The following is a 25,445-nucleotide window of genomic DNA, read 5'->3' on the forward strand; positions in this document are numbered from 1 at the left end:
TGCCTCGAATGACGCCAGGCGGGATAAGCCTCGCATTACCGCACAGGATTGGGCCCATGCAAACCCCCGACGCATCGACTGGCATGGTTGCTGACGCGCAGCGCGACAACTGGCTGGACCGGCATGCCCCCGAGTGGCTGAAGCCTTACGGGCGGCTGGCGCGCTGGGACCGGCCCATTCCACTGCTGCTGCTGTTCTGGCCATGCGGCTTCTCTCTCGCCCTCGCCACGGTTGCCCGCCCGGGCACCGGCTTTGATCTCTGGGCGCTGCTGCTCTGCCTGGTGGGCGCGGTGGCGATGCGCGGCGCCGGCTGCACCTTCAACGATATCGTCGACACCGATATCGACATGAAGGTGGCGCGGACGCGGTCGCGGCCCATTCCTTCCGGGCAGGTGACCAAGCGGCAGGCCGCGCTGTTTCTTGTCGCGCAGTCGCTCGTCGGCCTCGTGGTGCTGCTGCAGTTCAACAGCCTGACCGTCACCCTGGGGATCGCGTCGCTGGTGCTGGTGGCCATCTATCCGTTCATGAAGCGGGTAACGTGGTGGCCGCAGCTGTTCCTCGGCCTCGCCTTCAACTGGGGCGCGCTGATCGGCTGGACCTCGCAGGTCGACAGCATCGGTGCGGCGCCGATCGTGCTCTATCTGGGCTCGATCCTCTGGACCATCGGCTACGACACCATCTACGCCCTGCAGGACATCGAGGACGACGCCATGATCGGGGTCAAGTCGACCGCCCGGCTCTTCGGCGACAAGGCCCGACCGATCATCGGCCTGTTCTACGCCGGGGCCGTGCTGCTGTGGCTGGCAGCCGGCCTCATCTCGGGCGCCAGCCTGCTGCTCGCGCTGCTCATTGCGGCACCGGCGGCCATCCTCGCCTGGCAGGTGCTGACGCTCAGACGCGCCGATGCTGCCGACGCGCTCAGGAAATTCAGATCCAACCACTGGGTCGGCCTCGCGCTGACGCTCGCACTTCTCGGTGAGGCGCTGCGGATCTGGCTTGCAACCGGCGCCTGACCTTCCCATCATAGGAAGGTATACGGGGAGATATCTCATGCAGATCGGCGAAGCCTCACGCGCCACGGGCGTCTCGACCAAGATGATCCGGCATTACGAAGCCATCGGGCTGATCCCGGCGGCCGACCGGCGCGACAGCAATTATCGCGACTATTCGCACCACGACGTGCACCGGCTCGGTTTCATCCGGCGGGCCCGCGATCTCGGTTTCTCGATGGACGAGATCCGCGACCTGCTGCGCCTCTGGGCCGACAGTTCGCGCTCCAGCAGCCAGGTCAAGGCATTGACCCGGCAGCATGTCGCCGAACTCGAAAAGCGGATCACGCTGTTGCAGGAAATGCGCGACACGCTGAACCACCTGGTGGACAGCTGCGACGGCGATGACCGGCCGCACTGCCCGATCATCAAGAGCCTGGAGGGCGACCTGCCCCTCCCCGAGCGCAAGGGCGGCGTGCCGGTGCACGGCAATCTGGCGCACCAGGGCTGAGGCAAATCCGGACCCAGAACGTGCAAAACCGATCCGGGGGGGACGGATCGGTTTTGCGAGACAGCGCTTGGAGGTCGCTTTTTTTGGCTGCGAGATCGGGGGAAATCTGGCAGCGGGCCAGCGAGAACATGTGCAGTGTTCGTCGCGGTCAGAGCAGTAACGGGCGGCTCCAGGAAAGGTTGCAGAACGCACCACGAAAAAACAACAAAGGCCGGTTCTCGAGAGAACCGGCCTGAAGTCAGCCTTTGGAGGGCAGTGGTAAAGGATCGTCACAGGCGCCCCGGGAGCTTGCATGCCTCGGGTGGGGCGCCGGAAATTCTCAGTCGGCGCTGTCGCCCGGCTTGCGGCGGTTGAGGAAGCGCGGGCGGCGGCCGGCCTCTGCGGCCAGCTTGCGGCGGGACGAGGAGGCGCCGAGCGCCACGCCATCGACCTGTTGGGAATAGGGCAACAGATTGCCGTCGCCGGCCTTGATGAACAGTGGCAGGCGGAGCTTGCGGCCCCAGTTCTGCCATTCGGCCACGACGTTGGCGTTGCCGATCTCTTCAAAGACGCGATAATTCAGTTCCGGGTCGCCATGCACCAGTTCGATCGTGCTCGAGAGCAGACCTTCCTCGGAAATGCTGGTGGACACTGCGACGCCGACAAATTCGTCGACCGGCACCTTGATCTTGATGGCAACGCCGCTCTTTTCGAGCTTCTTTCGCACCGTGACGGTCTTGACCGGGTCCTTGGGACCATTGTCATTTGCCGCGCCGAAAGGGCGTGCTGCCAGGGGCGCCGCAGCGTCTGCGGCCTTCGTCCCGAACAGCATGATGACGGACGAACCCTCGATCCCCACACCACGAACCATTTTCTGCCTCACTGTTAACTTCGAGAGCTTGTTGAGTTTGGTGCTCTCTTATGGACCCAAACCTACGCGACCGCCTTTCCGCGGCGCTTAAGAAACGGGGTTAAATTTAGGTTGTTTTGAAAAGGGTTAGCAGTGAGTCACTGGGTGTAAGGAGCGCTTAAGCACGAAGGGTTTGTTCACCTTGTCTCGGCCTCGGACCGAAAATGGGCTATCTTGCAGGCGAGCTGCAAGGGAGTCGGGCCATGGGGTGGGATCTTCTCGTCATCGTCGGCTGCGTCGTCGTCATTGGCGCGGTCATTGCGGTGCAAATCAAGCGACAGAACAGCCGGGCAGCGGGCGACAACCCGGGTGACGACTTCCGTTCGGACAGCCGGGCCGACGTCGACCCCGGCGGCGATGGCGATGGCGGCGACTGACGCCTAATAGACGTCGGCCTGATAGCGCGACGTCGCCTTGAGCGCGGCGAGATAGGCCTTGGCCTCGGCTTCGGACTTGCCGCCATGCTCCTGTGCCACGTGGACGATGGCCGCCTCGACATCCCTGGCCATGCGCTTGGCATCGCCACAGACGTAAAAGTGCGCGCCCTGCTCCAGCCAGGCGAAGAGTTCGGCGCCCTGCTCGCGCATACGGTCCTGGACATAGGTTTTCGGACCGGCGTCGCGTGACCAGGCCAGCGACAGCTTGCTCAGCGTGCCACGGGCCCGCATCATCTCCCATTCGTCGGCATAGAAGAAATCGCAGGCTTCGCGCTGATGGCCGAAGAACAGCCAGGCCGGCCCCTTGGCCTCGATGGCCAGGCGTTCATGCAGGAAGGCTCGGAACGGCGCAACGCCGGTTCCCGGCCCGACCATGATGATCGGCGTCTCGGGGTTTTCCGGCAGCGCGAAATTGTGGGCCCGCTGCACATAGACCAAGAGCTCCCCGGCCGCCTCGATACGCCCCCCCAGATAGGTGGAGGCGACGCCCAGACGCTCGCGCCCCTCCAGGTCGTAACGCACCGTGTCGACGGTCAGGCTGACCCGGCCGGGATTGGTCTTGGGCGATGACGAGATGGAATAGAGCCGCGGCTGCAGCGGCTCGAGCACTTCGATCAGCGCCTCCGGGTCAGGCCGGATACCGGCAAATTTCTGCAGCGCGCCCAGCACGTCGAGGGTCGCGGCATCGCCATCGGGGTCCTCGCCGCGGGCCAGCGCCTGGGCCTTCTTGCGGCGCTCGCCGCCAGTCAGATAGGAAATGAACTGGAACAGCGCGTCCGGAGCGGCACCCAGCGAGGTTCGCTCGATCAGCACATCGCGGAAGCTCTCGCCGGCAATCGGGAAATCCGGGGGCACGTCAATGGCGGCGATGACGGCATCGGCCAGCGCCGGGTCGTTGCGGGCAAAAACCCCGAGGCTGTCCCCCACGACATAGTCGAGACCGGAGTCCGAGAGATCGATCTCGATGTGGCAGGTCAGCTTCTCCGATGCCTCGCCGTTGAGCCGGGTGCGGCTGACGAAGCGGGCGGGCACGGGATGGCTGCGCGAGTAGCCGGGCGTCGCGTCCGCCGCCTCGGCCGGGGCGGACGCCGGCTTGTCGGGGTCGAGCACGCCACCGCCCATCTCCTCGACCAGCGCCTTGAGCATGCGGGCCGTCGCCTTGCCGCCGGGGGCGCAGAGGTTGAGGCGCGGCTCGGCCTGCTCATGGATGAGACGGGAATAGTCCGAGCAGTTATAGCCGCACTGGCCGCAATCCTGCTGGGCCATGGCGGCCATCAGCTTCCAGCGCACCGGCCGCTCCTTGGCAAGGTCCATGCGCTCCTCGATGGCCATGGCCGGATCTTTCCACGGCGTCGAGTCGTCCTCCTTGGGGGCGGCCGGAGCCGCTGGACTGAGCGTGTCGCCCCATTGCCGGCCAAGCGCTTCGAAAAAGAAGCTGTTCAACCAGGCGCGCTGCGGCGCGCTGAACGGCGCATCGTCGGGGATCAGTTCGGGAACGACGTGAATGCTCATGTGGCGACCTCATCGACGATGGCCTTGAGAGCTTCGGCATCATGGCGGTTGGCGAACTGATAGAAGGTCTCGTCGGGCGCGGTACGGCGCGCCAGATAGGCCCGGAGCAGCCGCTCGACGGCCGCCGGACACTCGTCGCTGGGGATCTCGCGCCACAGTTCGCGGCCGATCTTCGCCTCACTGCCCGCGCCGCCGCCGACAAACAGGTGAAAGCCCTCGACCGGATCGGCATCGCCCTCCGCCTCGATCTTGCAGGCGATCAGGCCGATATCGCCGATATAGTGCTGGGCACAGGAATGGTGGCAGCCGGTCAGGTGGATATTGAGAGGGGTGTCGACCGGCACGCTGGCCTCGATCTGCCGGACGATGGCCTCGCCGGTGCCCTTGGTATTGGCGGCGGCGAACTTGCAGCCGGTATTGCCGGTGCACGACACAAGCCCGGCACGGACCGGGGTCGCCTCCGTGGCGAGACCCAGCGCCGAAACGGCTGCCTCGACATCAACGACATCGGCGTCGCGCACTCCCGAAAGCAGCAGGTTCTGCCAGACGGTGAGACGGATATCGCCATCGCCGTAGGTGCGCGCGATCTCGGCCAGGCCGTGCATCTGAGCCGAGGTGAGCTTGCCGCTCGGCAGCACCACGCCCACCCAGTTGTGGCCGGCCTGCTTTTGCGGATGCACGCCGATATGGGCAAGCCGGTCGACCTCGGGACGCGGCTTGACGCAGTCCTCGGGCACCTTGGCGAAGGGCCGGCCATAAAGTTCCTCGACCGCCATCAGGAATTTCTCGAAGCCCCAGGCGTCGAGCAGATATTTGAGCCGGGCCTTGTTGCGGTCGGTGCGGTCGCCGTGATCGATGAAGACGCGGACGATGGCATCGGCCACCGCTGTCGCCTCGGACGGACGCACGTAGACCCCGGTGGGACGAGCGAAATCCATGTGGCCGGTGATGCCTCCCAGCACGAGACGGAACCAGATGCCCGGTTCCACCCCTGCCCCATCGACGATCTCGACGGCCTGGAAACCGATATCGTTGGTGTCCTCGAGCGCGGCTATCCTGCCGCCGCCGTCGAAGGCGACGTTGAACTTGCGCGGCAGGCCGGTCAGCAGGCGCGCATTGAGCACGTGGAAGTGCCACTGCCGGGCGTAGGGACGGGTATCAAGCAGTTCCTGGGGGTCAATGCCGGCGGTGGGCGAGCCGGTGACGTTGCGGATATTGTCGGCGCCGGAGCCGCGCGCCGTCAGGCCAAGATCCTGGATGGCCTCGAGCAGGCTGGGTCCCTTTTCGGCGGCGATCTCGCGGATCTGCAGGTTGGCGCGGGTGGTGACATGGGCATAGCCGCCACCATGGGTGGAGGCGAGCAGGCCCAGACCGGCCATCTGCCAGTGGTTGAGGATGCCGTTGGGCATGCGCAGCCGGCACATGAAGCTGTTCTGGTTCGGCGCCACGTAGAACAGGCCATGGTAGCGCCAGCGGAAATTATCGGGCGGCTTGGGGTAGTTGCCGGCCTCGGCGTCGGTCTTGAGCCGCTCCCAGGCGTCGAATGGGTGCTCCTCGCGCTTGAACTTCTCCGGGTCGGCGAGGGTGCGCCCCTCGCTCTCGAAGCGGGCCATGGCCAGCAGGTGCGGCGCGTCGGGTCCGGTTGGGTCGCCGGCCACCGGGCCGAGCGCCACGCTGCGGGCCGCGCTCATGCCGGCGACCAGCCCTTCGAGGTAGCGGCGCTGCTCGGGCGAGAAATCGAATGGTGTGGCGTCGGACATCTGGACCCTCGAAAACGAAAAAGCCGCCACCGGATACGCAGGGCCTGGGAGGGCGGGTGCGCGAACCGGTGGCGGCTTTGCCTGTGCGCGCCCAACCTTGGGCGCGGTGCGACCGAAGTCGCTCACATGTCATTATGCAGGGACTGTGCCAGTTTGGTGGAGAGTTCTATTTCACTGAAATGCCAATCGGTTAGCCGTTTGGCCGTGGTCCTTGTCACTGCGGAGGTCGGTGCAATCCGCCCGCCACTCCGGCAGGCTGCACAATAAACGCGCAGCCAGCCCCTCTGCTTACAATCGCGTCAGATCGATCCCCGCTTCTGCCAGCATGCTGGCGACGTCAACGGTCCGCTGGCGTGCCATGGCGGTATTGGCGGCGATGCCGGTGAGGATCGACCAGGCGCCCTCGCGGTGGCTGGAGGCGCGATTGTACCGGTCGGGCTCCATGCCGGCCGGGTCAAACAGATAGCCCAGCATCACCGGATCGGCGCCGCCATGGTCGCCCGATCCCTTCCAGACCTCGATGTCGCGGGGCCGTTCGCCGGCCAGATGCAGCGTCGTGGTCATGTTCTCGTCATGCGCCTTGTCGCGCTGACCGCCGAACACGCCATGCACCTCGATATGCTTGTGGGTGAGTTCACCCTTGGTGCCGTGGAACTTGATCTCCAGGCCTTCCCAGGGGGAGTAGGCACAAAGCGTATAGTTGAGGAATACGTCGTTGGCGTAGCGCACCTGCACCTGCATGGTGTCTTCGATGGTGATGTCGTCGGCGAAGACGCACTTGTCGCGCAGGTAGCCGTCGTCGTCCTCGGCCTCCAGATAGAGTTCGCGCAGGGCCGGATCATTCTCGAGGTCGAGCCGGTAGTCGCATTTGTCGAACACCGGGCAGCCGTGGCAGCGTTCGCCATGGTTCTCGAGCCCGAGTTCCCTGGCCATTTCCGGGGTGTAGAAGACGCGCTTGCCATTGGCACTGACGGTCCTGGGGGTCGAGTCGACCCACCAGTTCATCAGGTCGAAATGGTGCGTGGACTTGTGCACCAGCAGGCCGCCGGACTTTTCCTTGTAGCGATGCCAGCGGCGGAAATAGTCGGCGCCGTGCACGCGATCGAGATACCAGCGGAAATCGACCGCGGTGATGTCGCCGATCACCCCGGACATCAGCAGGTCCTTGAGCTGGGTGCGGGCGGGGGTATAGCGATAGTTGAAGGTGACGGTGAGCTTGCGGCCGCTGGCGGCCTGGGCGTCGAGGATTTCCTTGAGCTTGGCGAGATCGACCGTCATGGGCTTTTCGGTCATCACGTCGCGCCCGTCCTTGAGCGCCCGCACGATATATTCGTGATGCAGGTAGTCTGGCGTCGTGACGATCACGGTATCAGGCTGCTGCTCGGTGAGCATGCGGTCGAACTCGGCGGCCTGGTAGGTAGCGATGCCATTGCCGGACTGGTCCGGAATCTTGCTCGACGACAGCGCCAGGCGCGTCTGATTGACGTCGCACAGCGCCACCAGATCATTGTTGTCGGCGTGGGTCTGGGTCACGGCGGTGCGGAACATGGCATGGCGGCCACCGGTGCCAACGATTGCGTACTTCACTGTCGGGGTATCCTCATTCGCAATTCGGCCGGCATCCTCCCGCCAGCATTCCGGTTACTAATTCACCGTCTGGTTACTTCCGTCAAGGCGCCGTGTCGAACAGGGGCAGGCGATCACCGGACGCGTCGAAATAATGGGCATTGGCGGCCATCATGGAGAGGGTGATGGGTTCGCCGAGCTTGTGCTGCGCCTTGCCGTCGGTCTGCACCAGCACCGTCTGGCCGGAGGCGAGCCGGACATAGACGAAGATCTCGCTGCCCAGATACTCGACCAGCGTGATCGTGCCATCGGCGCTGAGATCGCCGGCATGACCGATGGTGAACTGCTCGGGCCGCACACCGACTGTCACCGGACCGGCGCTTGCGGCCGGTACAGCCAGGGCGCCGAAATCGGGCAGCGTCACCTTGCCGTCGGTGGCGGCGCCCTCGATCATGTTCATCTTGGGCGAGCCGATGAAGCTGGCGACAAAGCGATTGCGCGGGAAGTTGTAGAGCTCGTAAGGCGTACCGACCTGCTCGATATTGCCCTTGGACAGCACCACGATGCGGGTCGCCATGGTCATGGCCTCGACCTGGTCGTGGGTGACGTAAATCATCGTCGTACCCAGCCGGTTGTAGAGGCCGGCCAGTTCGACCCGCATCTGCACGCGCAGTTCGGCATCCAGGTTGGAGAGCGGCTCGTCGAAGAGGAAGAGCTGCGGCTCGCGGACGATGGCGCGGCCGATGGCGACGCGCTGCTTCTGCCCGCCCGAGAGCTGGCGCGGCTTGCGCTCCATCAGTTCCTCGATCTGCAGGATTCTGGCGGCGCCGGAGACCCGCCGCTCGATCTCGGGCTTGGGCATGCGCAGGTTGGACAGGCCGAAGGCGAGGTTCTTGCGCACGCTCATGTGCGGATAGAGCGCGTAGGACTGGAACACCATCGACAGATTGCGCTGGCTGGCAGGCAGGTCGTTGACGATGCGGTCGCCGATGGCGATCGTGCCGTCGGTGATCTCCTCGAGGCCGGCAATCATGCGCAGCAGCGTGGACTTGCCGCAGCCCGACGGGCCGACCAGCACGACGAATTCGCCGGAATGGATGTCGAGATTGACGCCGTGGACGACCTCGAGGCCGCCATAGGACTTGCGCACGTCGTTGAGTTGAACGCCGGACAAACGAAGACTCCTACTTGAGCCCGCTCATCGCGATACCGCGAATGATCAGGCGCTGGAAAATGACGAAGAACAGGAAGATCGGGGCCAGCGAGAGCACCGACATGGCGAACATCTGGCCGAACTGGGTGACGCTGTCCTGGCTGTTGAACATGCGCAGCGCCAGCGGCACCGTGTAGTCCTTGACGTCGTTGAGATAGACGAGCGGCCCGAGGAAATCGTCCCAGGTCCAGATGAAGGAAAAGATCGCGGCCGTGGCGATGGCCGGGATCGACAGCGGCATGATGATCGCCCAGTAGATCTTGAAGGGTGAGCAGCCGTCGATCATGGCCGCCTCGTCGAGGTCGCGCGGCAGCTGCCGGAAGAACTGCACCATCAGGAAGATGAAGAAGGCGTCGCCGGCGAGGAATTGCGGCACGATGAGCGGCAGGTAGGTGTTCACCCAGCCCAGATTGAGGAAGATCAGGTACTGCGGGATGAGCACCACATGGTAGGGGATCATCAGCGTCATCATCATCAGCGCGAACCAGATGTTCTTGCCGGTGAATTCGAGCCGCGCAAAGGCATAGGCGGCAAACGAGCAGCTGATCACGTTGCCGATGACCGAGAGCACCGTGACGAACAGCGAATTGGTGAAGAAGGTGGTGAAGCTCACCGACATGGCGTTCCAGCCCGACGAGTAATTGTCGAAGCGGAACTCGCTGGGCCACAGCGACAGGTCGCCGAAGATCTGGTTGTTGGGCTTGAGCGAGGACGCGAACATCCAGAGCAACGGATAGATCATGATCAGCGAGGTGCCGATCAGGAACAGGTGCTTGAAGAACGCGGCGCGCTTGGCCCGCTTGGCACGCGCCTCGCGGAAGGCCTGGGCGATGACAGCGGTTTCGGCCGAGGTGGGCAGGGTTGCGGTGCTCATGATCAGCCCTTCTGTCCTTCGTAGTGAACCCAGTATTTGCTGCTCCAGAAGGCAATCGCCGTGAAGGCGCCGATGATCACCAGCAGCACCCAGGCGAGCGCCGAGGCATAGCCCATGCGCAGGAAGCTGAACGCCTCGTTGAACAGGAACACGGTGTAGAACAGCAGCGAGTCGAGCGGTGCGCCCGAGCCGCCGGATATGATGAAAGCCCCCGAGAAGCTCTTGAACGCCTCGATCATCTGCAGCACCAGATTGAAGAAGATGACCGGCGCCAGCAGCGGCACGGTGATCGAGAAGAATTTCTTGATCGGCCCCGCCGCGTCGATCTCGGCAGCCTCGTAGAGTTCCTGTGGAATGGCGCGCAGGCCGGCAAGGAAGATCAGCATGGGCGAGCCGAACTGCCAGACCGACAGCACGATCAGGGTGTAGAGCGAATATTTCGGATCGCTGAGCCAATAGGGTCCGCTGATGCCAACGCCGCCCAGGATGGTGTTGACGATGCCCTCATAGGCAAAGAGCTGGCGCCACAGGATGGCAACCGCGATGGAGCCGCCGAGGATGGAGGGCAGATAGAACAGCGCCCGATAGAGCCCGATGGCCCGCACGCCCTTGTCGAGCACCATGGCGACGCCGAGGGCGAAGACCAGCTTGGCCGGTACCGCCATGGCGACGAACGAGAACGTCACCTGCAGCGCCTTCTTGAAGCGGTCGTCGTACTGGAACATGTAGGCGAAGTTGTCCCAGCCGATCCATTTGGGCGGGTTGATGACGTTGTATTTGGTGAAGGCCAGATAGAGCGATGCGAGGATCGGCCCGATGGCGAGCAGGAAAAAGCCGATCAGCCACGGCGTCAAAAACGCGTAGCCGGCGTAGTTGCGCCGCAAGAATTTCCGCATCGCCTGCATGTCGTCGTCCTGTCAAAAAGGTGGGCCCGCCGCGAGCCATCGCGGCGGGCAAGTCTGGCGCATCAGGCGCGGGCGAGGATCGCCTTGGCCTGGCCGAGGAAATCGGCAGCGACGTCCGGGATGGAGCGTTCGCCGAGCAGCACGGCGACGGCGAGACGCTCGAAGGTCTGCTCGACCTCGTTGGCGCCCGACGGCGGCGGCGGCGGCAGGACTGCCGTCTTGCCCTGGATTCCGTCGAAGAAGGCAACCGAGACCTTTTCCGCCTCCGACAGCTGCGGCGCCAGTGCGTCGCGGACATCGGACTGCGACGGGATACCGCGTTCCAGGCCGAGCACCTTGGTCATGTCCAGATCGTTGACGAAGCTGCTCATGTAGGTGGTCGCCGCTTCCGGATTCTTGGAATCGCGGGAGAGACAGACGAACTGGCTGGGCTGCACGATCGAGCCGGGCACCATGGCTGGGGTATTGGGATACATGGCGGCGCCGAGGATGTCCTGCATCAGGGCCTGGGTGCCGACAAGCTGGTTCGACCAGGCATAGGACGTGGCGGTCTTGCCGGTGACCACGCCGGACTGGGCGAGATCGGAGACGCCGGCCAGGCCGGCCGATTCCGCACCGGCCGGGGTAGCGCCGGCATTGCGGATCATTTCCCAGGTCGACCAGTATTCCTCGACGATGTCCTGGGTGACGGTGTACTCGCCGTCGGTGAACATCATGGCGCCCTTCTGGCCGACGAAGTCGGAGAAATTCTGGTAGTCGGCGGTGTTGTCGTCGGTACCGGCGACGCCGGTGGCGTCCTTGATGGCCTTGCCGATGCGGGCGACGTCGTCATAGGTCCAGCCGAAGGGGTCGAAGTTCTCGCCGACCTTGATGCCCGCTTCCTCGTAGAGGCGAGTGTTGTACATGGCCATGTGCGAGTTGGCGCCGATCGAGAGAGCGTAGAACTTGCCGTTGACGGTACCGGCATCGATGGCGCTCTGGTCCATCCTGGAGATGTCGAGGCTCTTGCCGACATAGTCGTCCAGCGGCACCACGGCGCCGTTGTTGATGTACTCGAACAGCACGCCATAGCCCTGCTGGATCACGTCGGGCATGTTGCGGCCGGCGATCTGCGTGGTGAGCTTGGTGAAGTAATCGGCAAAGCCGAGCGTCTCGCCGCTCACCGTGATGTCGGGATGCTTGCCGTTGAAGATGTCGATGACGGCAAAGGTCCGCTTGTCACGTTCCGGGTTGCCCCACCAGAAATGGCGGATCTCGGCAGACTGGGCAAAGGCCCGGCCCCCAAGCGCCGTGCTCAGCGCGAGCGTACCCGCGGCAGTCGCTGTACCGGTCAGAAATTTTCTACGTGTCAGAAAGCTCATTGTAGTCCTCCCATAGTGTTCAGGTGTTGGTCGTTCGTCCTCAGTAGCTTGGTGGCACCAGGCCGGGGTCTCGCACGCTCTGCAGCCGACCGTCCTCAAGGTCGAGCTGCTGGTTGGCAGCGATACGAAAGGAGATGTCGCCGTCCGGGGTCGAGAGCGTGCCCTCGATGTCCTGCACGCTCATGCCGACCAGGGCGCGGATGGTGCCGGCACGATCGGTCACGACGCGGATCCCCCTGGGGGCCCGGAACAGCAGTTCGCCGTCGCGCCAGGCGACGGTTTCGTGTGGCGAATTGGTCAGCTCGAACAGCCGGCCATCGACGCGGCGGGCATAGCCGGTCTGATGCGCGGCATCGCGATGCTCAATCTGGGCAGGCACCAGCCCGGTGAACCAGATCGTGCCGTCGGGCCGGGGCTGGATGCCGCACAGCCGTTCGACGAAGTCGACGAGGCAGAGCAGGCTGGGCGAATAGCCCTCGGTGAAGCCGGCGCGACCGGTAAAGGGGTGCAGCGTCTGCGGAAAGCGGTCGGCCTTCCAGAGGGCCGACAGCGTCGGATGGAGGATCCAGGTCAGCTCGACATGGCGGCCATGGGCCTCGAATGCATGCGGGGTGCGGATCAGCGTGAGGAAGTTCGTGGGGCCGGCCCAGCTGTTGTAGTCGAACGCCGGATCGTAGCGCGGGTCATCCAGCGCCACCGAGGTCAGCGGGTATTTGGCGAAGAATTTTCTGGTGTTGAGCAGGTAGCGGCGCAGGGACGCGGCGAAGAACGCGTCGTCGCCGATCTCGCAGGCCAGCACACGCAGCAGTACGTCGGACTGCACGCGAACCAGCCGGTCGTGCCGGTCCAGATCGTAGAAGAAGCCGTCGTCAGCGTCGTAGCAGCTCGCAAAAAGCGCACGGGCAGAGCGCGCGCTGGCGTCTCGCCAAGGCGCCCCGTCATCTCCCAGTTCCTCGGCCATCAGGGCCAGATAGCTACGCTGGCAGGCGACATTGGCGGTGAGGTCCGGCGCCACGAAGGGCAGCAGCGGATTGTCGGGGTTGCAGACCTTGGGGTCGTTGCCGAACGGGCTGTCGGGCACGTGCCAGAAACGCGGCGACAGGTCGTGACCGGTATCGTAGCAGCAGAACGCCTCGACCCCGCCGGTACCGCGCGTGTCGCGCCATTGCGCCAGCCAGGCGTCGTTGCGGGCCATGGCCTTATAGAGCGGCTTTAGCCAGGCGCGGTCGCGGCCATTGAGCTGGTAATGGGTCCAGACCGAGCGGGCCAACGGCGTCACCGTCTGGATCTGCGAGAAGACGGGACCGCTGGCCGTCAGCTTGTAGGGCAGCAGGCCGTCGTCGCGCTGGCCGTCGGCAAAGGCGGTAAAGGTGCGGGCAGCAACCGAAGGCAGGAAGCGGGACAGCAGTTCGGCATTGATGGTGCCGGTGCTTTCCAGCCAGCAGCCCAGATAGATACCGCCCTCATGCAGGATCGGCGCAGCGGTGCCGGCCGGCTTGATGCAGGAGAACAGTTCGCGCACGGCGCGGTAATACTGCTGCTCCATGCGCGGGTCCGAGGCGGTGAAGCGGACGCCTGAGGCCAGCCACTCGTCGCGCAACGCAAGGCCGGCGCCATCGAGGTCGCCGAGCTGATCGGCAACATCGACGGAGCGCAACTGCGACAGCATATCCGGCGCGCGACTCAGCATTTGAAGTACGTACCTCCTCCCAGTCCGAGCAGTTAATCGCTCGTTCGACTTCAGGCCGCCCGACCGGGCGGCAGCACGACGTCCCCGTGCGGATAGACCAGCCCGCGGCGGCGCGGCGTCAGCCGCTCCAGCAGTTCTGGGCTTGGCCGGTAAGGCAGGCGGAACGAGCCCCAGCTCGGGCCGTAGCGATAGACGGCGATGCGCCGGTTGCCCGGATTGGTACGGCGGGCCGAACCGTGCGCGATCGCGTCGACAAACAGCAGCGCGTCGCCCTTTTCGAGATGCACCTCGATGGCGCCGGCAATGCCGTCGACCGAAGTTTCCTCGCTGCGCTTGTCGAGGGCCACGGTCTGCGGATGGCGCACGTTGGACTTGTGCGACCCCGGAATCACCATGGTGGCGCCGTCGCCCGGACCGATGTCGGTGAAGGCCATCAGGATGTTGATCTGGCCGCAATGGAACTTGCCCGCGTGATAGCGGAACTGCGTGCGGATGGTACCGACATGGCCGCCGGAATGCAGGCGCTGCGCGCCGCCTTCGGGACGGATGGTGCCGAAGCACTCGTCGATGAACGCCGGACCGTGATTGCCGTCAAAATTCTCGGGATCGTCGGTGCCGATGAAGTGGATGGCCTTGTCGTACCAGCTCGGATGGTCGAGCAGTTCTTCCCAAACCGGGCCGGCCTCGTAGAGCTGCTGGAGGGTGACGCCCTCCTGCTGGCCGGAATTGTTGACCGCAACGTTGCCCCACCAGCCGCGGCCCTTGATGGCAGCGGCCTCGATCTCGTCGTAGGTGGCGTTGCAGGCGTCGACCTGGGCCGGCGTCAGTGCGTTCTTGATGATCAGGTAGCCGTTGAGATCGAAGAGATACTCTTCCATCTCGGTGGTTGGCGACTGGGCCCTTGCATGCTCGTTCATAGTGTCCTTCCGACAGCTTTCAGGTCCCCGGCAGGGGACTATCGGCGGTATCGGATGGGGGCAGCTGCATAAGCCTAGCCATCAACCGGGACCGCTCGGTTGAAATCTGTGACGGGTCTCTCAGAAGGTTGCAGCAAACAGTGGCCGTTGGTTCTACGGTCCAACCACAGATGCTGCACGTAGCGCACGCTTAACCGCTTACCCCGGCTGGGCGGCCTGCCCATGACGTGTCTCCGGCCGATCCTGAGGGAATGCATCCCTCTCAGATGCCTTATGTTTCAATCTCGACACGCGGATGTCAATTGCGAAAAATCGCGTCGCTGCCGCGGCGCCGTTCATCTGCCGGCCGGAGCCTGCATCTCGCACCTGTTCTGATCTTCCTTTCACTCTCATTGCCTGCCGCCAGATCACGTCCAGACGACCACAAATCTCCGTCTGCGTTTGTTCTTCCGTCAACTGATCGACAACTTGCAACACTCCACGGGAACCCGGCCCAGGGCGACCCATTCCATGCACAGGCCGAAGCCCCTTCCCGCACCTGCCGCTCTTGTCCTCGGAGGCGCGCAAGCCTAGAAGGGCGCCAGATTTCTTGCGGATCATCGATGCCAGACGCCAAGCTCAGCACAGCGGAACAAGACCTGCAGCTCCTGCGCTCTACCGCCGTTACGGCAGGCATCATTGCCTCGGGCTATTTCCGCCGCGACTTCAAGCACTGGACCAAGGAGCACAACTCGCCGGTGAGCGAGGCCGACATCGTGCTCGACAAGTTCCTGCACTCGGCGCTGACCGCGGCCCGGCCCGACTATGGCTGGCTGAGCGAGGAAACGGCGGACAATGCGGATCGGCTCGGCAAATCCCGGGTCTTCGTCGTCGACCCGATCGACGGCACGCGCGGCTTTATCCGCGGCGAGGATTCGTGGACGGTGTCGCTGGCGGTGGTCGAGGATGGCGTTGCCATTGCCGGGGTGGTCTACGCGCCGGCGCGCGACGAAATGTATGATGCCGCGATCGGTGGCGGGGCGCGGCTGAACGGTCAGCCGCTGCTGCGCCAGAAGGTTGCCGGCCGCACCCAGCCGCTGATTCCTGCGCCTGGCGCGGTGCATCAGGAACTGCAGGCCGAAGGCCTCGACTATACCCGTGGCCCGGCCTATCCCTCGCTGGCCTACCGCATCGTGCAGGTGGCGACCGGCAAGCTCGATGCGGCCGTGGCGCGGCGCGGCGCGCAGGATTGGGACATTGCCGGGGCAGCGGTGATTCTTGCTGAATGCGGACTGGCATTCGAGGATGTGTGCATGGGTGCCTTGCGTTTCAATCGCCCGGAAATCCGGCACGGGGCGCTTGCGGCGCTGGGCGATGCCTCGCTAAAAGCCCCCCTACATGCAGCGCTGATCCGGGTCTATGGTTGTCCCGCCGATACTGTGCAGATGGAGAGACAGACGCCGTGAGCACCACCCCCAAGAAACAACTGTTGCACCTCGTCCTCGGCGGCGAGCTCGAAGACCTCAAGGACATCACCTTCAAGGACCTGAGCAAGGTCGATGTGGTCGGGGTCTATCCCGATTACGCTGCGGCCTACACGGTGTGGAAGCAGAAGGCGCAGCAGACCGTCGACAATGCCGAGATGCGCTATTTCGTCGTGCATCTGCATCGGCTGCTCGAGCCCGGTCTCGATGATTGACGGGTAAGAAAACCCGCCTGCTCGACCGCCCTGCCGTCTACAACTTCGTCGGCCGCCACGTGCTGGGGGCCTATGTCGATCTGGGCATGCGCACCAGCAAGCTGAGCTTTGACCCGCCGGACTATCCGGCGCGGGTGCTGGCGCAGGTGCCGGTCATCTACACCTTCTGGCACGCCAACATGACGGCCATCGGCTACATGGTGCCGGCCGCAGACTATGCGAATGCCCGGGTTCTGGTGTCACCGCACAGCGACGGCCGGCTGGGCGCCGCGGCCATTGCCCGCTGGGGCGGCAAGGTCATCTACGGCACCGGCAATACGTTCAGCGGCGCCCGCGCCGTCGGCGGCACGCTCGAGACGCTGCGCGAGATCAAGGCCGGCCATTCGATCGTCATGTCTGCCGACATCCCGCCCAAGCGTGGCCGCATGGTGTCCAAGGGACTGGTACGGCTGGCGCGGCTGGCCGGATGTCTGGTGCAGCCGGTCGCCATGGCCAGTGCGCGCCGGAGCATCTTGGCGAAGGTGTGGGACCAGACCCAGCTCAACCACCCGTTTTCGAAGGCCGTGGTGGTGGCCGCCGAGCCGCTGCAGGTCGATGAGGCACTGACCGACGAGGCCGCCACGGCCGAGATCAAGTTGCGGCTCGACGCCGCCTATGCAAGGGCGCTGGAGCTTACGTCGCGCTGATCGCGGCAATGATCGCGTCGATCACGCCCGGCCCGCCGATGCGTTCGCGGCCAATCCGGCCCAGCCGGGCAAGTTCCGCCGGATCGCCCAGAAGCTGACGCGTCACCCGGGCGAGGTCGGCCGGATCGTCGCTGGACAGCAAGCGGGCGCCGCCGAACAGCCGGTTTTCCTCGAGGAAACGCTTCATGCGGTCGGTGCTGCGGGTGAAGGTGATGGCCGGCACGCCCAGTCCGAGCGACTGGATGGTTGCCGTCCCGGCCTGCGACAGCACGAGGTCGGAGGCTTCCACCATGTTGCGCATGGCGCCCTGCGCCGCATGGACGGTGAGGTCGCCCGTGAGCCGGTCGCCGTCCTGGGTCAGTCCGGCGGCGCGGGCGAGCCCCTCCAAGTCGACGCCGCCGGCCAGAGCCAGAAAGATGTCGGGCCGCTCGACCTCCGGGATCAGCCGCAGCGCGGCAATCTGCAGCGCGAAGTTGACGGCGGTCTGATCGCGGCTGCCCGGCAGGAGCGTCACCGCCTGCGGGCGGCTGCGGCGCGCCCTGGCGTCATAGTCGCCGGTGGTGATGGTATCCATCATGACATTGCCGGCGGCGACGGCATCGATGCCGGCGGACTGCAAGGTCGCGGCCAGTTGCGGGCTGCGATTGAAGACGCGGCGGCAGGTGCGGCGGATGGCCCATGTCTCGATTGCCGAGTAAGGACGGCCATAGCCGGTCTTGTAGACGTCGAGATAGGTGATGCCGCTGATCCCGGCGAGCAGGCAGCCGGCGACTCCGATGAAATCGCCGATGACGATCACATGGTCATAGGCCTGCCGGGCCGCGCGCATGAAGGCGATGCCGGGCAGCAACGTGCCGAGGCCGCCGCTGGCGATATCGCGGGCGACGGTGCCGCGGGCGACACGCGAGCCTTCGCTCGCCAACTGGGCGCGCGGGCCAACAATCGAACAGACACCGTCATAGGCCTTGCCTGGCCCGAGCGTCGGGTAGGCCTCGGCGCTCAGTTGCGGCGGCAGCCGGCGGATGATTTCAGCGCCGACAGAGTCTTCGCCATAACCGTTGGTGATAAAGAGCAGACGCCGCGGCGGGACCAATTCAGGCGCGGCCAACTCAGCCCCGGCCAAGACCGTGGCGGACAAACGCCTCGTGCGCAGCCTTGGCGTCGACATAGGCCTCCTGGCGGTCGACATTCCAGTAGGTCAGATCGTCGAGCGGAATGGGCGTGCCGGTCACCGCACAGCGCACAAAGCTGCCCGGCTTGACCACGACATAGTCGCCATCAAGGTAGCGGAGCTGCGCTTCGGCGGGTGCGAAACCCTTGTCGAAAATGTTCATGGCAATCTCTTTCACCCGACATATAGGCGAGATCGTGCAGGTTGAAAACCGGGCGCTGACCCGGCCCGATCAGAAGAGGCTTTCCTGACCGCCGCCCCCGGGTGCGGGCCTCGGTTTCTTGCGCGGGGTTGCCGGCGCGCCGCCGACCGTGGCGCCGATCTGGCCATCGGCCACCTCAATCGTGAGGGCCTGACCCGGCTCGACAGCCGTGGCCGAGCGAACGATGTCGCCGTCAGCATCGGTCACGAGGGCAAAACCGCGGGCGAGGACGTTCTTGTAGCTATAGGATTGCAGCAGCTTGTCGAGCGCGGTCAGCCGCTGCCGGCCGGTCTCGATCTGGCGCACCAGACTGGGCTGCAGGCGGGCAGCGACAGGGCCGAGGCGCTGCGCCGAACTGCGCAGTTCGGCCTCCAGCGCCTTGGGGGACACGCGCGCGCCCAGCGCCGCGAAGGCGGCGCGGCGGCGCTCGACCCCGAGCGACATGCCGGCGCCGTTGCGGCGGCCGAAATCGGCAAGGCGCAGCCGCAGGTCGGCGACGCGGCGCTGCAGCAGGGCCGGCGTCAGCAAGGGCGCCGTATCGCGCAGGTCGCCCCGCTTGAGCTGGGCCATGTGGCGCAGAGCCGAAAACAGGTTGGACGCAGCGTGGTCGACGCGCTGCCGGGCGGTGGCCAGCAGGTCGAGCGGCCGCGGCAGGCTGGCGGCAGCCGCCCGCAGCCGGTCGCGATCATTGAGCAGTTGCCGGCGTGTGGTGTTGCGCAGGCGCTGGCCCTGGTCGTCGACATAGGCGATGAGCTCGGCCCTCACCGGCACGGCCGCCTCGGCCGCCGCCGTCGGGGTCGGGGCGCGCATGTCCGAGACATAGTCGATCAGCGTCGTATCGGTCTCGTGGCCGACCGCGGAAATGACCGGGATGGTGCTGGCCGCCACGGCGCGCACCACGGCTTCCTCGTTGAACCCCCAGAGATCCTCGATGGAACCGCCGCCGCGCGCCACGATCAGCAGGTCGGGCCGCGGGATCGGGCCATCCGGCCGGAAGCGGTTGAAGCCGTCGATGGCGGCCACGACTTCGGGGGCGCAGGTGTCGCCCTGGACACGGACCGGCCAGACTAGGACGTGGCTGGGAAAGCGATCCTCGAGCCGGTGCAGGATATCGCGGATCACCGCGCCGGTCGGCGAGGTGACGACGCCGATGACGCGCGGCAGGTAGGGCAGCTGGCGCTTGCGCTCCTTGGCAAACAGGCCCTCGGCAGCGAGCTTCCTCCGACGATCCTCGAGCAGCGCCATCAGCGCCCCGGCGCCGGCCGGCTCGATCTGGTCGATGACGATCTGGTACTTGGACGAGCGCGGGAAGGTCGTCATCCGCCCCGTGGCGATGACCTCGAGCCCTTCCTCGGGCTTGAACAAAAGGCGCGCCCAGCTGCCCTTCCAGACGACCGCGTCGATCGAGGCGTTCTCGTCCTTGAGGGTGAAATAGGCATGGCCGGACGAATGCTGGCCGCGAAAGCCGGAGATCTCGCCGCGCACCCGCACATGGCCGAATTCGTCCTCGACCGTGCGTTTGACCGCCTGCGCGATTTCGGAAACGGTGAACTCGGCGGCATTGGTAAGGGCTTCGGCCATGCCCGAGAGGTGCGGCATGCCGGCGAGTCAGTCAAGCGCCGCAGTCGGGGTGACGCCCCTTTTCACCCGTGCTAGAGGGGCGCAGCAACAGCAAGCCGGGGTCTCATCATGCGCGTACTGGTCATCGGGTCTGGCGGGCGCGAGCATGCGCTGGCCTGGGCGATCTCGAAGTCGCCGCGAGTGGAGAAGCTCTTCGTGGCGCCCGGCAATGCCGGCACCGGCCGTATCGCCGAGAATGCCGAAATCGACATCACCCGGCACGATGCCGTGTTGGCCTTTGCCGAAGCCAACCGTGTCGATTTCGTCGTCATCGGTCCGGACGCCCCGGCGGTCGCCGGACTGGCCGATGACGTGCGGTCCGAGGGCTATCTCTGCTTTGGCCCGTCGAAGGCCGCGGCGCAGCTCGAGGGTTCGAAGTCGTTCACCAAGCAGATCTGCGACGAGGCGCATATTCCAACCGCCGCCTACGGCCGGTTCGAGACCGAAACGGCGGCTCTCGACTATATCCGCGAACGCGGCGCGCCGATCGTGGTCAAGGCCGACGGGCTCGCCGCCGGCAAGGGCGTCACCGTGGCCATGACGCTGCAGGAGGCCGAGGACGCGGTGCGCGACTGCTTCTCCGGGGCCTTTGGCGAGTCGGGATCGTCGGTGGTGATCGAGGAATTCCTCAGCGGCGAGGAAGCCAGCGTCTTTGCCCTCTGCGACGGCGAGAACATCGTCATGCTGGCCAGCGCCCAGGACCACAAACGGGTCTGGGATGGCGACAAGGGACCCAATACCGGCGGCATGGGGGCCTATTCCCCTGCCCCGGTGATGACCGACGACATGATGCAGCGCACCCGTACCGAGATCATCGAGCCGACGGTGCGCCGCATGATCGCGCGCGGCACGCCGTTCACCGGGGTGCTGTTCGCAGGGCTGATGATCACCCCCGAGGGGCCAAAGCTCATCGAATACAACGTGCGGTTCGGCGACCCGGAGTGCCAGGTGCTGATGATGCGGCTCAAGACCGACATCGTCGACCTGCTCGAAGCCACCGCCAAAGGCGAGCTGGCCGGCGTCACGCCGGAATGGTCGGACGAGGTGGCACTGACCGTGGTTCTGGCCACCCGGGGCTACCCGGTGAGCGCCGTCAAGGGCAGCGTCATCAGGGGAGCGGAGAACCAGGACAGCGACACCGTCCGGGTGTTCCAGGCGGGCACGGCGCGCAATGGCACGCATCTGGTGGCCAATGGCGGGCGGGTGCTCAATGTCACGGCCTTGGGCCGTACGGTTGCCGAAGCCCAGAGCCGCGCCTATGCTGCGGTGGACCGCGTGGACTGGCCAGAAGGCTTCTGCCGCCGCGACATCGGATGGCGGGCGATCGCCAGGGAGTCGCTCTAACGACTTGTAAACTCCACGCGCGTAGCCTGAATAGTTACCGCAAGTGGTAGTTGCCGTGAGTGAGCACCTGAAGGACACCGACAGCATTATCCCAATCCTCAAACGGGGTCGGGAAATTGTGAGTCGGCTTCGGGGCGAAGCTACCCCGCCGCCCGAACGCGGGGCGATGCCGCGGATCGGCGTGGCACTTGGCGGCGGATCGGCCCGCGGCCTGACCCATATTCCCTTCATCGAGGCCATGGACGAACTGGGGCTGACACCCAGCGTCATCTCGGGCACCTCGATCGGTGCCTTGATCGGGGCGGGCTGGGCCAGTGGCATGACCGGTGCCGAACTGCGCGACCACTCGTTCGCAACACTGGGCACCATGCGCGACATCGCCAGTCGGCTGTGGGGCGCGCAGGTGCGCAACCTGGGCAAGTTCTTTGCCAACGGTTTCAACGTCCAGCTCGACGCCACCCGGGTGGTGGATGCCTTCCTGCCGCAGCCCTTTCCGCTGGAGTTCAAGGATCTCAAGGTGCCGCTCTATGTCGTGGCGACCGATTTCCAGTCCTGGCACCAGGCGGTGTTCTCGAGCGGACCGCTGCGCGAGGCGATTGCCGGATCGATCTCGATCCCGAGCCTGTTCAAGCCGGTGGTGTTTGCCAATCACATGCTGGTCGATGGCGGCGTGGTGAATCCGCTGCCGCTCGATCAGGCGGCGGCCGACACCGACATCCTGGTCGGCATCGACGTCAATGGCGACCCGTCCGAGGTCATCAAGCGCGTCAATCACAGTGCCGTCGATGTCTGGTTCGGCTCGGCCCAGATCATGATGCACTCGCTGACCGCACACATGATGGCCGCCTATCCGCCCGACGTCTATGTCCGGCCCCACGTCATGCCGTTCGGGGCGCTGGAGTTCTGGCGCGTACGCGAAATCATCGCGCATGTCGAAAAGGACAAGGACAACTTCAAGCGCCATCTGACCCGCAAGGTCGAGGCCTTCATCACCAACACGGCCCTGACCATCCGCGCCGAGGACTAGGACCGCAGGGGTCCTCACGGTTGTGAACGAGGGAAAGATGGCCGGCCATCGCATCTACACGACCAGTTTTGCCAGCGTCTATCCGCTCTACCTCGCCAAGGCCGAGCGCAAGGGGCGCACCAGGGCGGAGGTCGACGAGATCATCTTCTGGCTGACCGGGCATGACCGCAAAACGCTGGACGAGCAGATTGCCCGGCAGACCACCTTCGAGGATTTCTTTGCGCAGGCGCCGCAGCTCAACCCATCCCGGTCGCTGATTAAGGGAGTGGTCTGCGGCGTGCGCGTGGAGGAGATCGAGGAGCCCACGATGCGCGAGATCCGCTATCTCGACAAGCTCGTCGACGAACTGGCCAAGGGCAAGGCGATGGCCAAGATCCTGCGCCAGCCGCCGGCCTGACCGTCAGTGCATCGGCGGCGGTTCCGACGGGCCCGGCCGCAGTTCGGGCTCGCCTTCCGGCACGCGCCGCCAGATCAGCAGCGACAGGCCGACGACAGGCCCACCGAGCAGCGACAGGGTCATGGCGCCGAAGCTGTCCACCACGATGCCCCCCACGGCGGCGGCGAATGCCATGCCGATCATCATGGCCGACATGTTGAGCGAGATGGCGACCGGCACGGCGCCGGGCGCGATCTGGGCCACGTGGCTGGCCACCGCGATCATGTAGGTGCGGCCCACGAAGCCCTGCGCCGCGACCGTCAGCATGAGGGCCGGCAGCGCCAGGTCGACCGGCAGGTAGGGCAACCCGACAAAGACCGCCATCACCACGATGACGGCGAGGCCGGCCATCGTCGCCGTGCGCTTGCTGCCGAAGCGGTCCGACATCCGCCCGGCCGTGGCGCTGCAGGCGATGGCGCCGATGCCGCCGGCCAGCAGCACCAGTGGCAGCGCCTCGTAACCGACATTGGCTGCCGTCAGGATGGCGCTGATATAGACCATCAGCGGCGAAGAGCCGATCATGAAGAACAGCGTCGACAGCAGCGCTGTGCCGATGGCCGGGTTGCGCAGGACCCGCAGCCGCTCGCCGATGGTCATGGTGTCGCCGGGCATGCCGCGCGGCAGCTTGATGTAGAGCGCCAGTGCCGCCAGCGAGGCCATGATGGCCAGCGCCACATATTCGATGCGCCAGCCGAAACTGGCGGCCAGCAGCGCACCCAGCGGCACACCTGCCAGCGACGCGATGGCCTGCCCCATGCTGATCACCTGCATGTAGCGCCCGCGCTTTCCCGGCGGGGCGATCATCGCGGCGGTTGCCATGGCGGTTCCGGTGTAGGTCCCCGCCACCACCGCCAGCACGGTGCGGATAATGACGAGGCCCTCGAAGAAGGGCATCAGCACCATCAGCAGGGCACAGACGGCCAGCCCGAATTCCGACCAGGCAAGGATGCGCCGCCGCCCCACGCCGCCGAGCAGCAGCGCCATGAGAGGGGGGCCGAAGGCATAGGCCAGCGAATAGAACAGCACCAGCAGCCCGGCCTGGCCCAGGCTGACGCCGAGGTCGGCGCTGATCAGCGGCAGGATGCCCGCGATCAGGCCGCCTTCGATGGCGCCGACAAAAGCCGCCAGGGACAGCCAGAACAACCGAGAATCCATAAATGCGTCCTGAGGCCTGGCAGTTTGCGAGGCAAGTCAAAAGGATAAAGATTACAAACTAGACGGGATACCCCCGCACCGCTGCACTGCTTAAGTCGCATATGGGGTGCCGCAGGATGCTGCACTGTGCCAGAATCAGGGTGCCCGATCTCTGAACCAACCGAGCAACGGTAAGCGCATGACCGAAGACCAGGACCCTGCTCCCGAGACATCGCTGACGGGCGGCAGATCCACGGTCACGCGGCAGGGCGACGTGGTCTTCCGGCAGGCGGCCCCGTGGTCGACATCGACAGTGGCCCTGCTCAAGCATCTGGAGCGCGAAGGTTTCGCGCACGCACCACGCATCATCGGCGACGGCTTTGATGCGCACGGCCGCGAGATGCTGAGCTTTGTCGAAGGGGAGAGCCCCCACCCCTATCCCTGGGACGACGCCGCTCTGCCCGTGCTTGGGCAGATGCTGCGGAAGCTGCACGATGCGACGGCCTCCTTCGTGCCGGCAGCCGACGCCACATGGCGACCGTGGTTCGGGCGGCAACTCGGCCAGCCAAGTGTCATCGGCCATTGCGACACCGGTGCGTGGAACATCATCGCCCGCGACAGGCTCCCAGTCGCCCTGATCGATTGGGAGGAAGCCGGGCCGGTCGATCCGGTGATCGAACTGGCGCAGGCCTGCTGGCTCAATGCGCTGCTGTTCGATGATGACCTGGCCGAGTCTCTGGGGCTGGCCTCGGCGGAGGCCAGAGGGCGGCAGGTCAAGTTGCTGCTCGACGGCTATGAACTGGCGCCGTCACGCCGTGGCGGATTTGTCGGCCTGATGCGGGACTTTGCCATTCTGAGTGCCGCCAACGAGGCCATGGACGCCAGGGTGACGCCGGACACCACGGACCCGACTGCTCTATGGGGCGTGACCTGGCGGGCGCGCAGTGGGGCCTGGCTGGTCAGGCATCACGACACCCTCGAGCGCATCGTCACGGCCCGGGCGTAACCTGTCACAGGCGGCGTGCCGTTCAGCCCCTGCGGGCCGCGAAGAAATCCCTGAGCAGCGCGGCCGCCTGGCGTTCGCCGATACCGGAGATCACCTCGGGCGCGTGGTGGCAGGTGGGCTGCTCGAAGAGGCGGACACCGTTCTCGACGGCGCCAGCCTTCTGGTCTTCCGCGCCGAAATAGAGCCGGCGCAGCCGTACATGGGCAATGGCGCCGGCGCACATGGCGCAGGGCTCGAGTGTCACGTAGAGGTCGCAACCGTCGAGCCGGCCGGTGCCGCGTTTGGCCAGCGCCGCCCGGATGGCCAGCATTTCGGCATGGGCGGTGGGGTCGCCCAGCGCCTTCATGCGATTGGCTTCGGCCGCGAGGATCTCGCCATTCTCGACAATCACCGCGCCCACCGGGGCCTCGCCGGCCGCTGCCGCTTCGGCAGCCAGCTCGAGGGCGAGCGTCATCGGCGATGGGGGCGAGGGGTGGAGCATCTCCTCGACCTACCGCCTCCCCGGCCCCGCCACAAG

General features: G+C 65.5%; 25 protein-coding genes. 10 read left to right on the plus strand and 15 right to left on the minus strand.

The features are described from left to right. Window positions 1–56: 56 nt before the first annotated feature. The gene (ubiA, locus tag AC0L4C_RS19380; protein ID WP_473401391.1) at window positions 57–1,013 is read left to right on the plus strand and encodes a 4-hydroxybenzoate octaprenyltransferase; all 957 of its coding nucleotides are present in this window, start codon (window positions 57–59) and stop codon (window positions 1,011–1,013) included. 37 nt (window positions 1,014–1,050) lie between these two features. Beyond that, window positions 1,051–1,500: a Cu(I)-responsive transcriptional regulator gene (gene cueR, locus AC0L4C_RS19385; RefSeq protein ID WP_473401392.1), complete on the plus strand. Its 450-nt coding sequence runs from the start codon at window positions 1,051–1,053 to the stop codon at window positions 1,498–1,500. Between the two features lie 319 nt (window positions 1,501–1,819). Here cueR and AC0L4C_RS19390 read toward each other — a convergent pair whose 3' ends face one another. Further along, window positions 1,820–2,350, minus strand: coding sequence for a DUF6101 family protein (locus AC0L4C_RS19390; RefSeq protein WP_473401393.1), 531 nt, complete (start codon window positions 2,348–2,350; stop codon window positions 1,820–1,822). A gap of 242 nt (window positions 2,351–2,592) precedes the next feature. Between AC0L4C_RS19390 and AC0L4C_RS19395 the strand changes: the two genes are divergently transcribed. Further along, window positions 2,593–2,766, plus strand: a complete 174-nt coding sequence (locus AC0L4C_RS19395) for a hypothetical protein (RefSeq protein ID WP_473401394.1) — start codon at window positions 2,593–2,595, stop codon at window positions 2,764–2,766. A gap of 3 nt (window positions 2,767–2,769) precedes the next feature. Here AC0L4C_RS19395 and AC0L4C_RS19400 read toward each other — a convergent pair whose 3' ends face one another. From AC0L4C_RS19400 to AC0L4C_RS19440, 9 genes are all read right to left on the minus strand, one after another. Further along, a complete protein-coding gene (locus AC0L4C_RS19400) occupies window positions 2,770–4,338 on the minus strand; it encodes a sulfite reductase subunit alpha (RefSeq protein ID WP_473401395.1) in 1,569 nt (522 codons plus the stop codon). Beyond that, window positions 4,335–6,098: a NirA family protein gene (locus tag AC0L4C_RS19405; protein WP_473401396.1), complete on the minus strand. Its 1,764-nt coding sequence runs from the start codon at window positions 6,096–6,098 to the stop codon at window positions 4,335–4,337. Before AC0L4C_RS19405 ends, AC0L4C_RS19400 begins: the two co-directional genes overlap by 4 nt. Window positions 6,099–6,386: 288 nt before the next feature. Further along, on the minus strand, window positions 6,387–7,685 hold the full coding sequence (locus tag AC0L4C_RS19410; RefSeq protein ID WP_473401397.1) for a Gfo/Idh/MocA family protein: 1,299 nt from the start codon (window positions 7,683–7,685) through the stop codon (window positions 6,387–6,389). A gap of 82 nt (window positions 7,686–7,767) precedes the next feature. After that, window positions 7,768–8,838, minus strand: a complete 1,071-nt coding sequence (locus AC0L4C_RS19415) for an ABC transporter ATP-binding protein (RefSeq protein ID WP_473401398.1) — start codon at window positions 8,836–8,838, stop codon at window positions 7,768–7,770. A 10-nt stretch (window positions 8,839–8,848) separates the two neighbouring features. Further along, window positions 8,849–9,751, minus strand: a complete 903-nt coding sequence (locus AC0L4C_RS19420; protein ID WP_473401399.1) for a carbohydrate ABC transporter permease — start codon at window positions 9,749–9,751, stop codon at window positions 8,849–8,851. Window positions 9,752–9,753: 2 nt separating this feature from the next. Next, window positions 9,754–10,647, minus strand: coding sequence for a carbohydrate ABC transporter permease (locus AC0L4C_RS19425; protein WP_473401400.1), 894 nt, complete (start codon window positions 10,645–10,647; stop codon window positions 9,754–9,756). A gap of 71 nt (window positions 10,648–10,718) precedes the next feature. Further along, window positions 10,719–12,017: an ABC transporter substrate-binding protein gene (locus AC0L4C_RS19430; protein WP_473401401.1), complete on the minus strand. Its 1,299-nt coding sequence runs from the start codon at window positions 12,015–12,017 to the stop codon at window positions 10,719–10,721. Between the two features lie 40 nt (window positions 12,018–12,057). Beyond that, on the minus strand, window positions 12,058–13,707 hold the full coding sequence (locus tag AC0L4C_RS19435) for an MGH1-like glycoside hydrolase domain-containing protein (RefSeq protein ID WP_473401402.1): 1,650 nt from the start codon (window positions 13,705–13,707) through the stop codon (window positions 12,058–12,060). Window positions 13,708–13,757: 50 nt separating this feature from the next. Beyond that, a complete protein-coding gene (locus AC0L4C_RS19440; RefSeq protein WP_473401403.1) occupies window positions 13,758–14,624 on the minus strand; it encodes a phytanoyl-CoA dioxygenase family protein in 867 nt (288 codons plus the stop codon). Window positions 14,625–15,226: 602 nt separating this feature from the next. Here AC0L4C_RS19440 and AC0L4C_RS19445 point away from each other — a divergent pair. The 3 genes from AC0L4C_RS19445 to AC0L4C_RS19455 are packed head-to-tail and all read left to right on the plus strand — an operon-like array spanning window position 15,227 to window position 16,988. After that, a complete protein-coding gene (locus AC0L4C_RS19445) occupies window positions 15,227–16,069 on the plus strand; it encodes a 3'(2'),5'-bisphosphate nucleotidase CysQ (RefSeq protein WP_473401404.1) in 843 nt (280 codons plus the stop codon). Further along, complete coding sequence (locus AC0L4C_RS19450) at window positions 16,066–16,302, plus strand: DUF4170 domain-containing protein (RefSeq protein ID WP_473401405.1); 237 nt, start codon at window positions 16,066–16,068, stop codon at window positions 16,300–16,302. The genes AC0L4C_RS19445 and AC0L4C_RS19450 overlap by 4 nt, the downstream gene beginning before the upstream one ends. Continuing rightward, window positions 16,299–16,988, plus strand: a complete 690-nt coding sequence (locus AC0L4C_RS19455) for a lysophospholipid acyltransferase family protein (RefSeq protein WP_473401406.1) — start codon at window positions 16,299–16,301, stop codon at window positions 16,986–16,988. The genes AC0L4C_RS19450 and AC0L4C_RS19455 overlap by 4 nt, the downstream gene beginning before the upstream one ends. Here AC0L4C_RS19455 and AC0L4C_RS19460 read toward each other — a convergent pair. The 3 genes from AC0L4C_RS19460 to xseA all read right to left on the minus strand — a co-directional run bounded on the left by AC0L4C_RS19460 (window position 16,975) and on the right by xseA (window position 19,960). Beyond that, complete coding sequence (locus tag AC0L4C_RS19460; RefSeq protein ID WP_473401407.1) at window positions 16,975–18,081, minus strand: hypothetical protein; 1,107 nt, start codon at window positions 18,079–18,081, stop codon at window positions 16,975–16,977. The genes AC0L4C_RS19455 and AC0L4C_RS19460 overlap by 14 nt on opposite strands. 16 nt (window positions 18,082–18,097) lie before the next feature. Continuing rightward, window positions 18,098–18,322, minus strand: coding sequence for a DUF2093 domain-containing protein (locus tag AC0L4C_RS19465; protein ID WP_473401408.1), 225 nt, complete (start codon window positions 18,320–18,322; stop codon window positions 18,098–18,100). Between the two features lie 69 nt (window positions 18,323–18,391). Further along, on the minus strand, window positions 18,392–19,960 hold the full coding sequence (xseA, locus tag AC0L4C_RS19470) for an exodeoxyribonuclease VII large subunit (RefSeq protein WP_473401409.1): 1,569 nt from the start codon (window positions 19,958–19,960) through the stop codon (window positions 18,392–18,394). 90 nt (window positions 19,961–20,050) lie between these two features. Between xseA and purD the strand changes: the two genes are divergently transcribed. The 3 genes from purD to AC0L4C_RS19485 all read left to right on the plus strand — a co-directional run bounded on the left by purD (window position 20,051) and on the right by AC0L4C_RS19485 (window position 22,749). Further along, a complete protein-coding gene (gene purD, locus AC0L4C_RS19475) occupies window positions 20,051–21,325 on the plus strand; it encodes a phosphoribosylamine--glycine ligase (RefSeq protein WP_473401410.1) in 1,275 nt (424 codons plus the stop codon). A 166-nt stretch (window positions 21,326–21,491) separates the two neighbouring features. Further along, window positions 21,492–22,352, plus strand: a complete 861-nt coding sequence (locus tag AC0L4C_RS19480) for a patatin-like phospholipase family protein (protein ID WP_473401411.1) — start codon at window positions 21,492–21,494, stop codon at window positions 22,350–22,352. A 37-nt stretch (window positions 22,353–22,389) separates the two neighbouring features. Beyond that, window positions 22,390–22,749, plus strand: a complete 360-nt coding sequence (locus AC0L4C_RS19485; protein WP_473401412.1) for a DUF2200 domain-containing protein — start codon at window positions 22,390–22,392, stop codon at window positions 22,747–22,749. Between the two features lie 3 nt (window positions 22,750–22,752). Here AC0L4C_RS19485 and AC0L4C_RS19490 read toward each other — a convergent pair whose 3' ends face one another. Next, entirely contained in the window at window positions 22,753–23,943 is a 1,191-nt protein-coding gene (locus AC0L4C_RS19490) for an MFS transporter (protein ID WP_473401413.1), read from the minus strand. Between the two features lie 178 nt (window positions 23,944–24,121). Between AC0L4C_RS19490 and AC0L4C_RS19495 the strand changes: the two genes are divergently transcribed. Next, the gene (locus AC0L4C_RS19495; protein WP_473401414.1) at window positions 24,122–24,928 is read left to right on the plus strand and encodes an aminoglycoside phosphotransferase family protein; all 807 of its coding nucleotides are present in this window, start codon (window positions 24,122–24,124) and stop codon (window positions 24,926–24,928) included. 22 nt (window positions 24,929–24,950) lie between these two features. Here AC0L4C_RS19495 and AC0L4C_RS19500 read toward each other — a convergent pair whose 3' ends face one another. Next, entirely contained in the window at window positions 24,951–25,409 is a 459-nt protein-coding gene (locus AC0L4C_RS19500) for a nucleoside deaminase (RefSeq protein ID WP_473401415.1), read from the minus strand. Window positions 25,410–25,445: the final 36 nt, after the last annotated feature.

The organism is Devosia sp. J20-27, assembly GCF_055808595.1.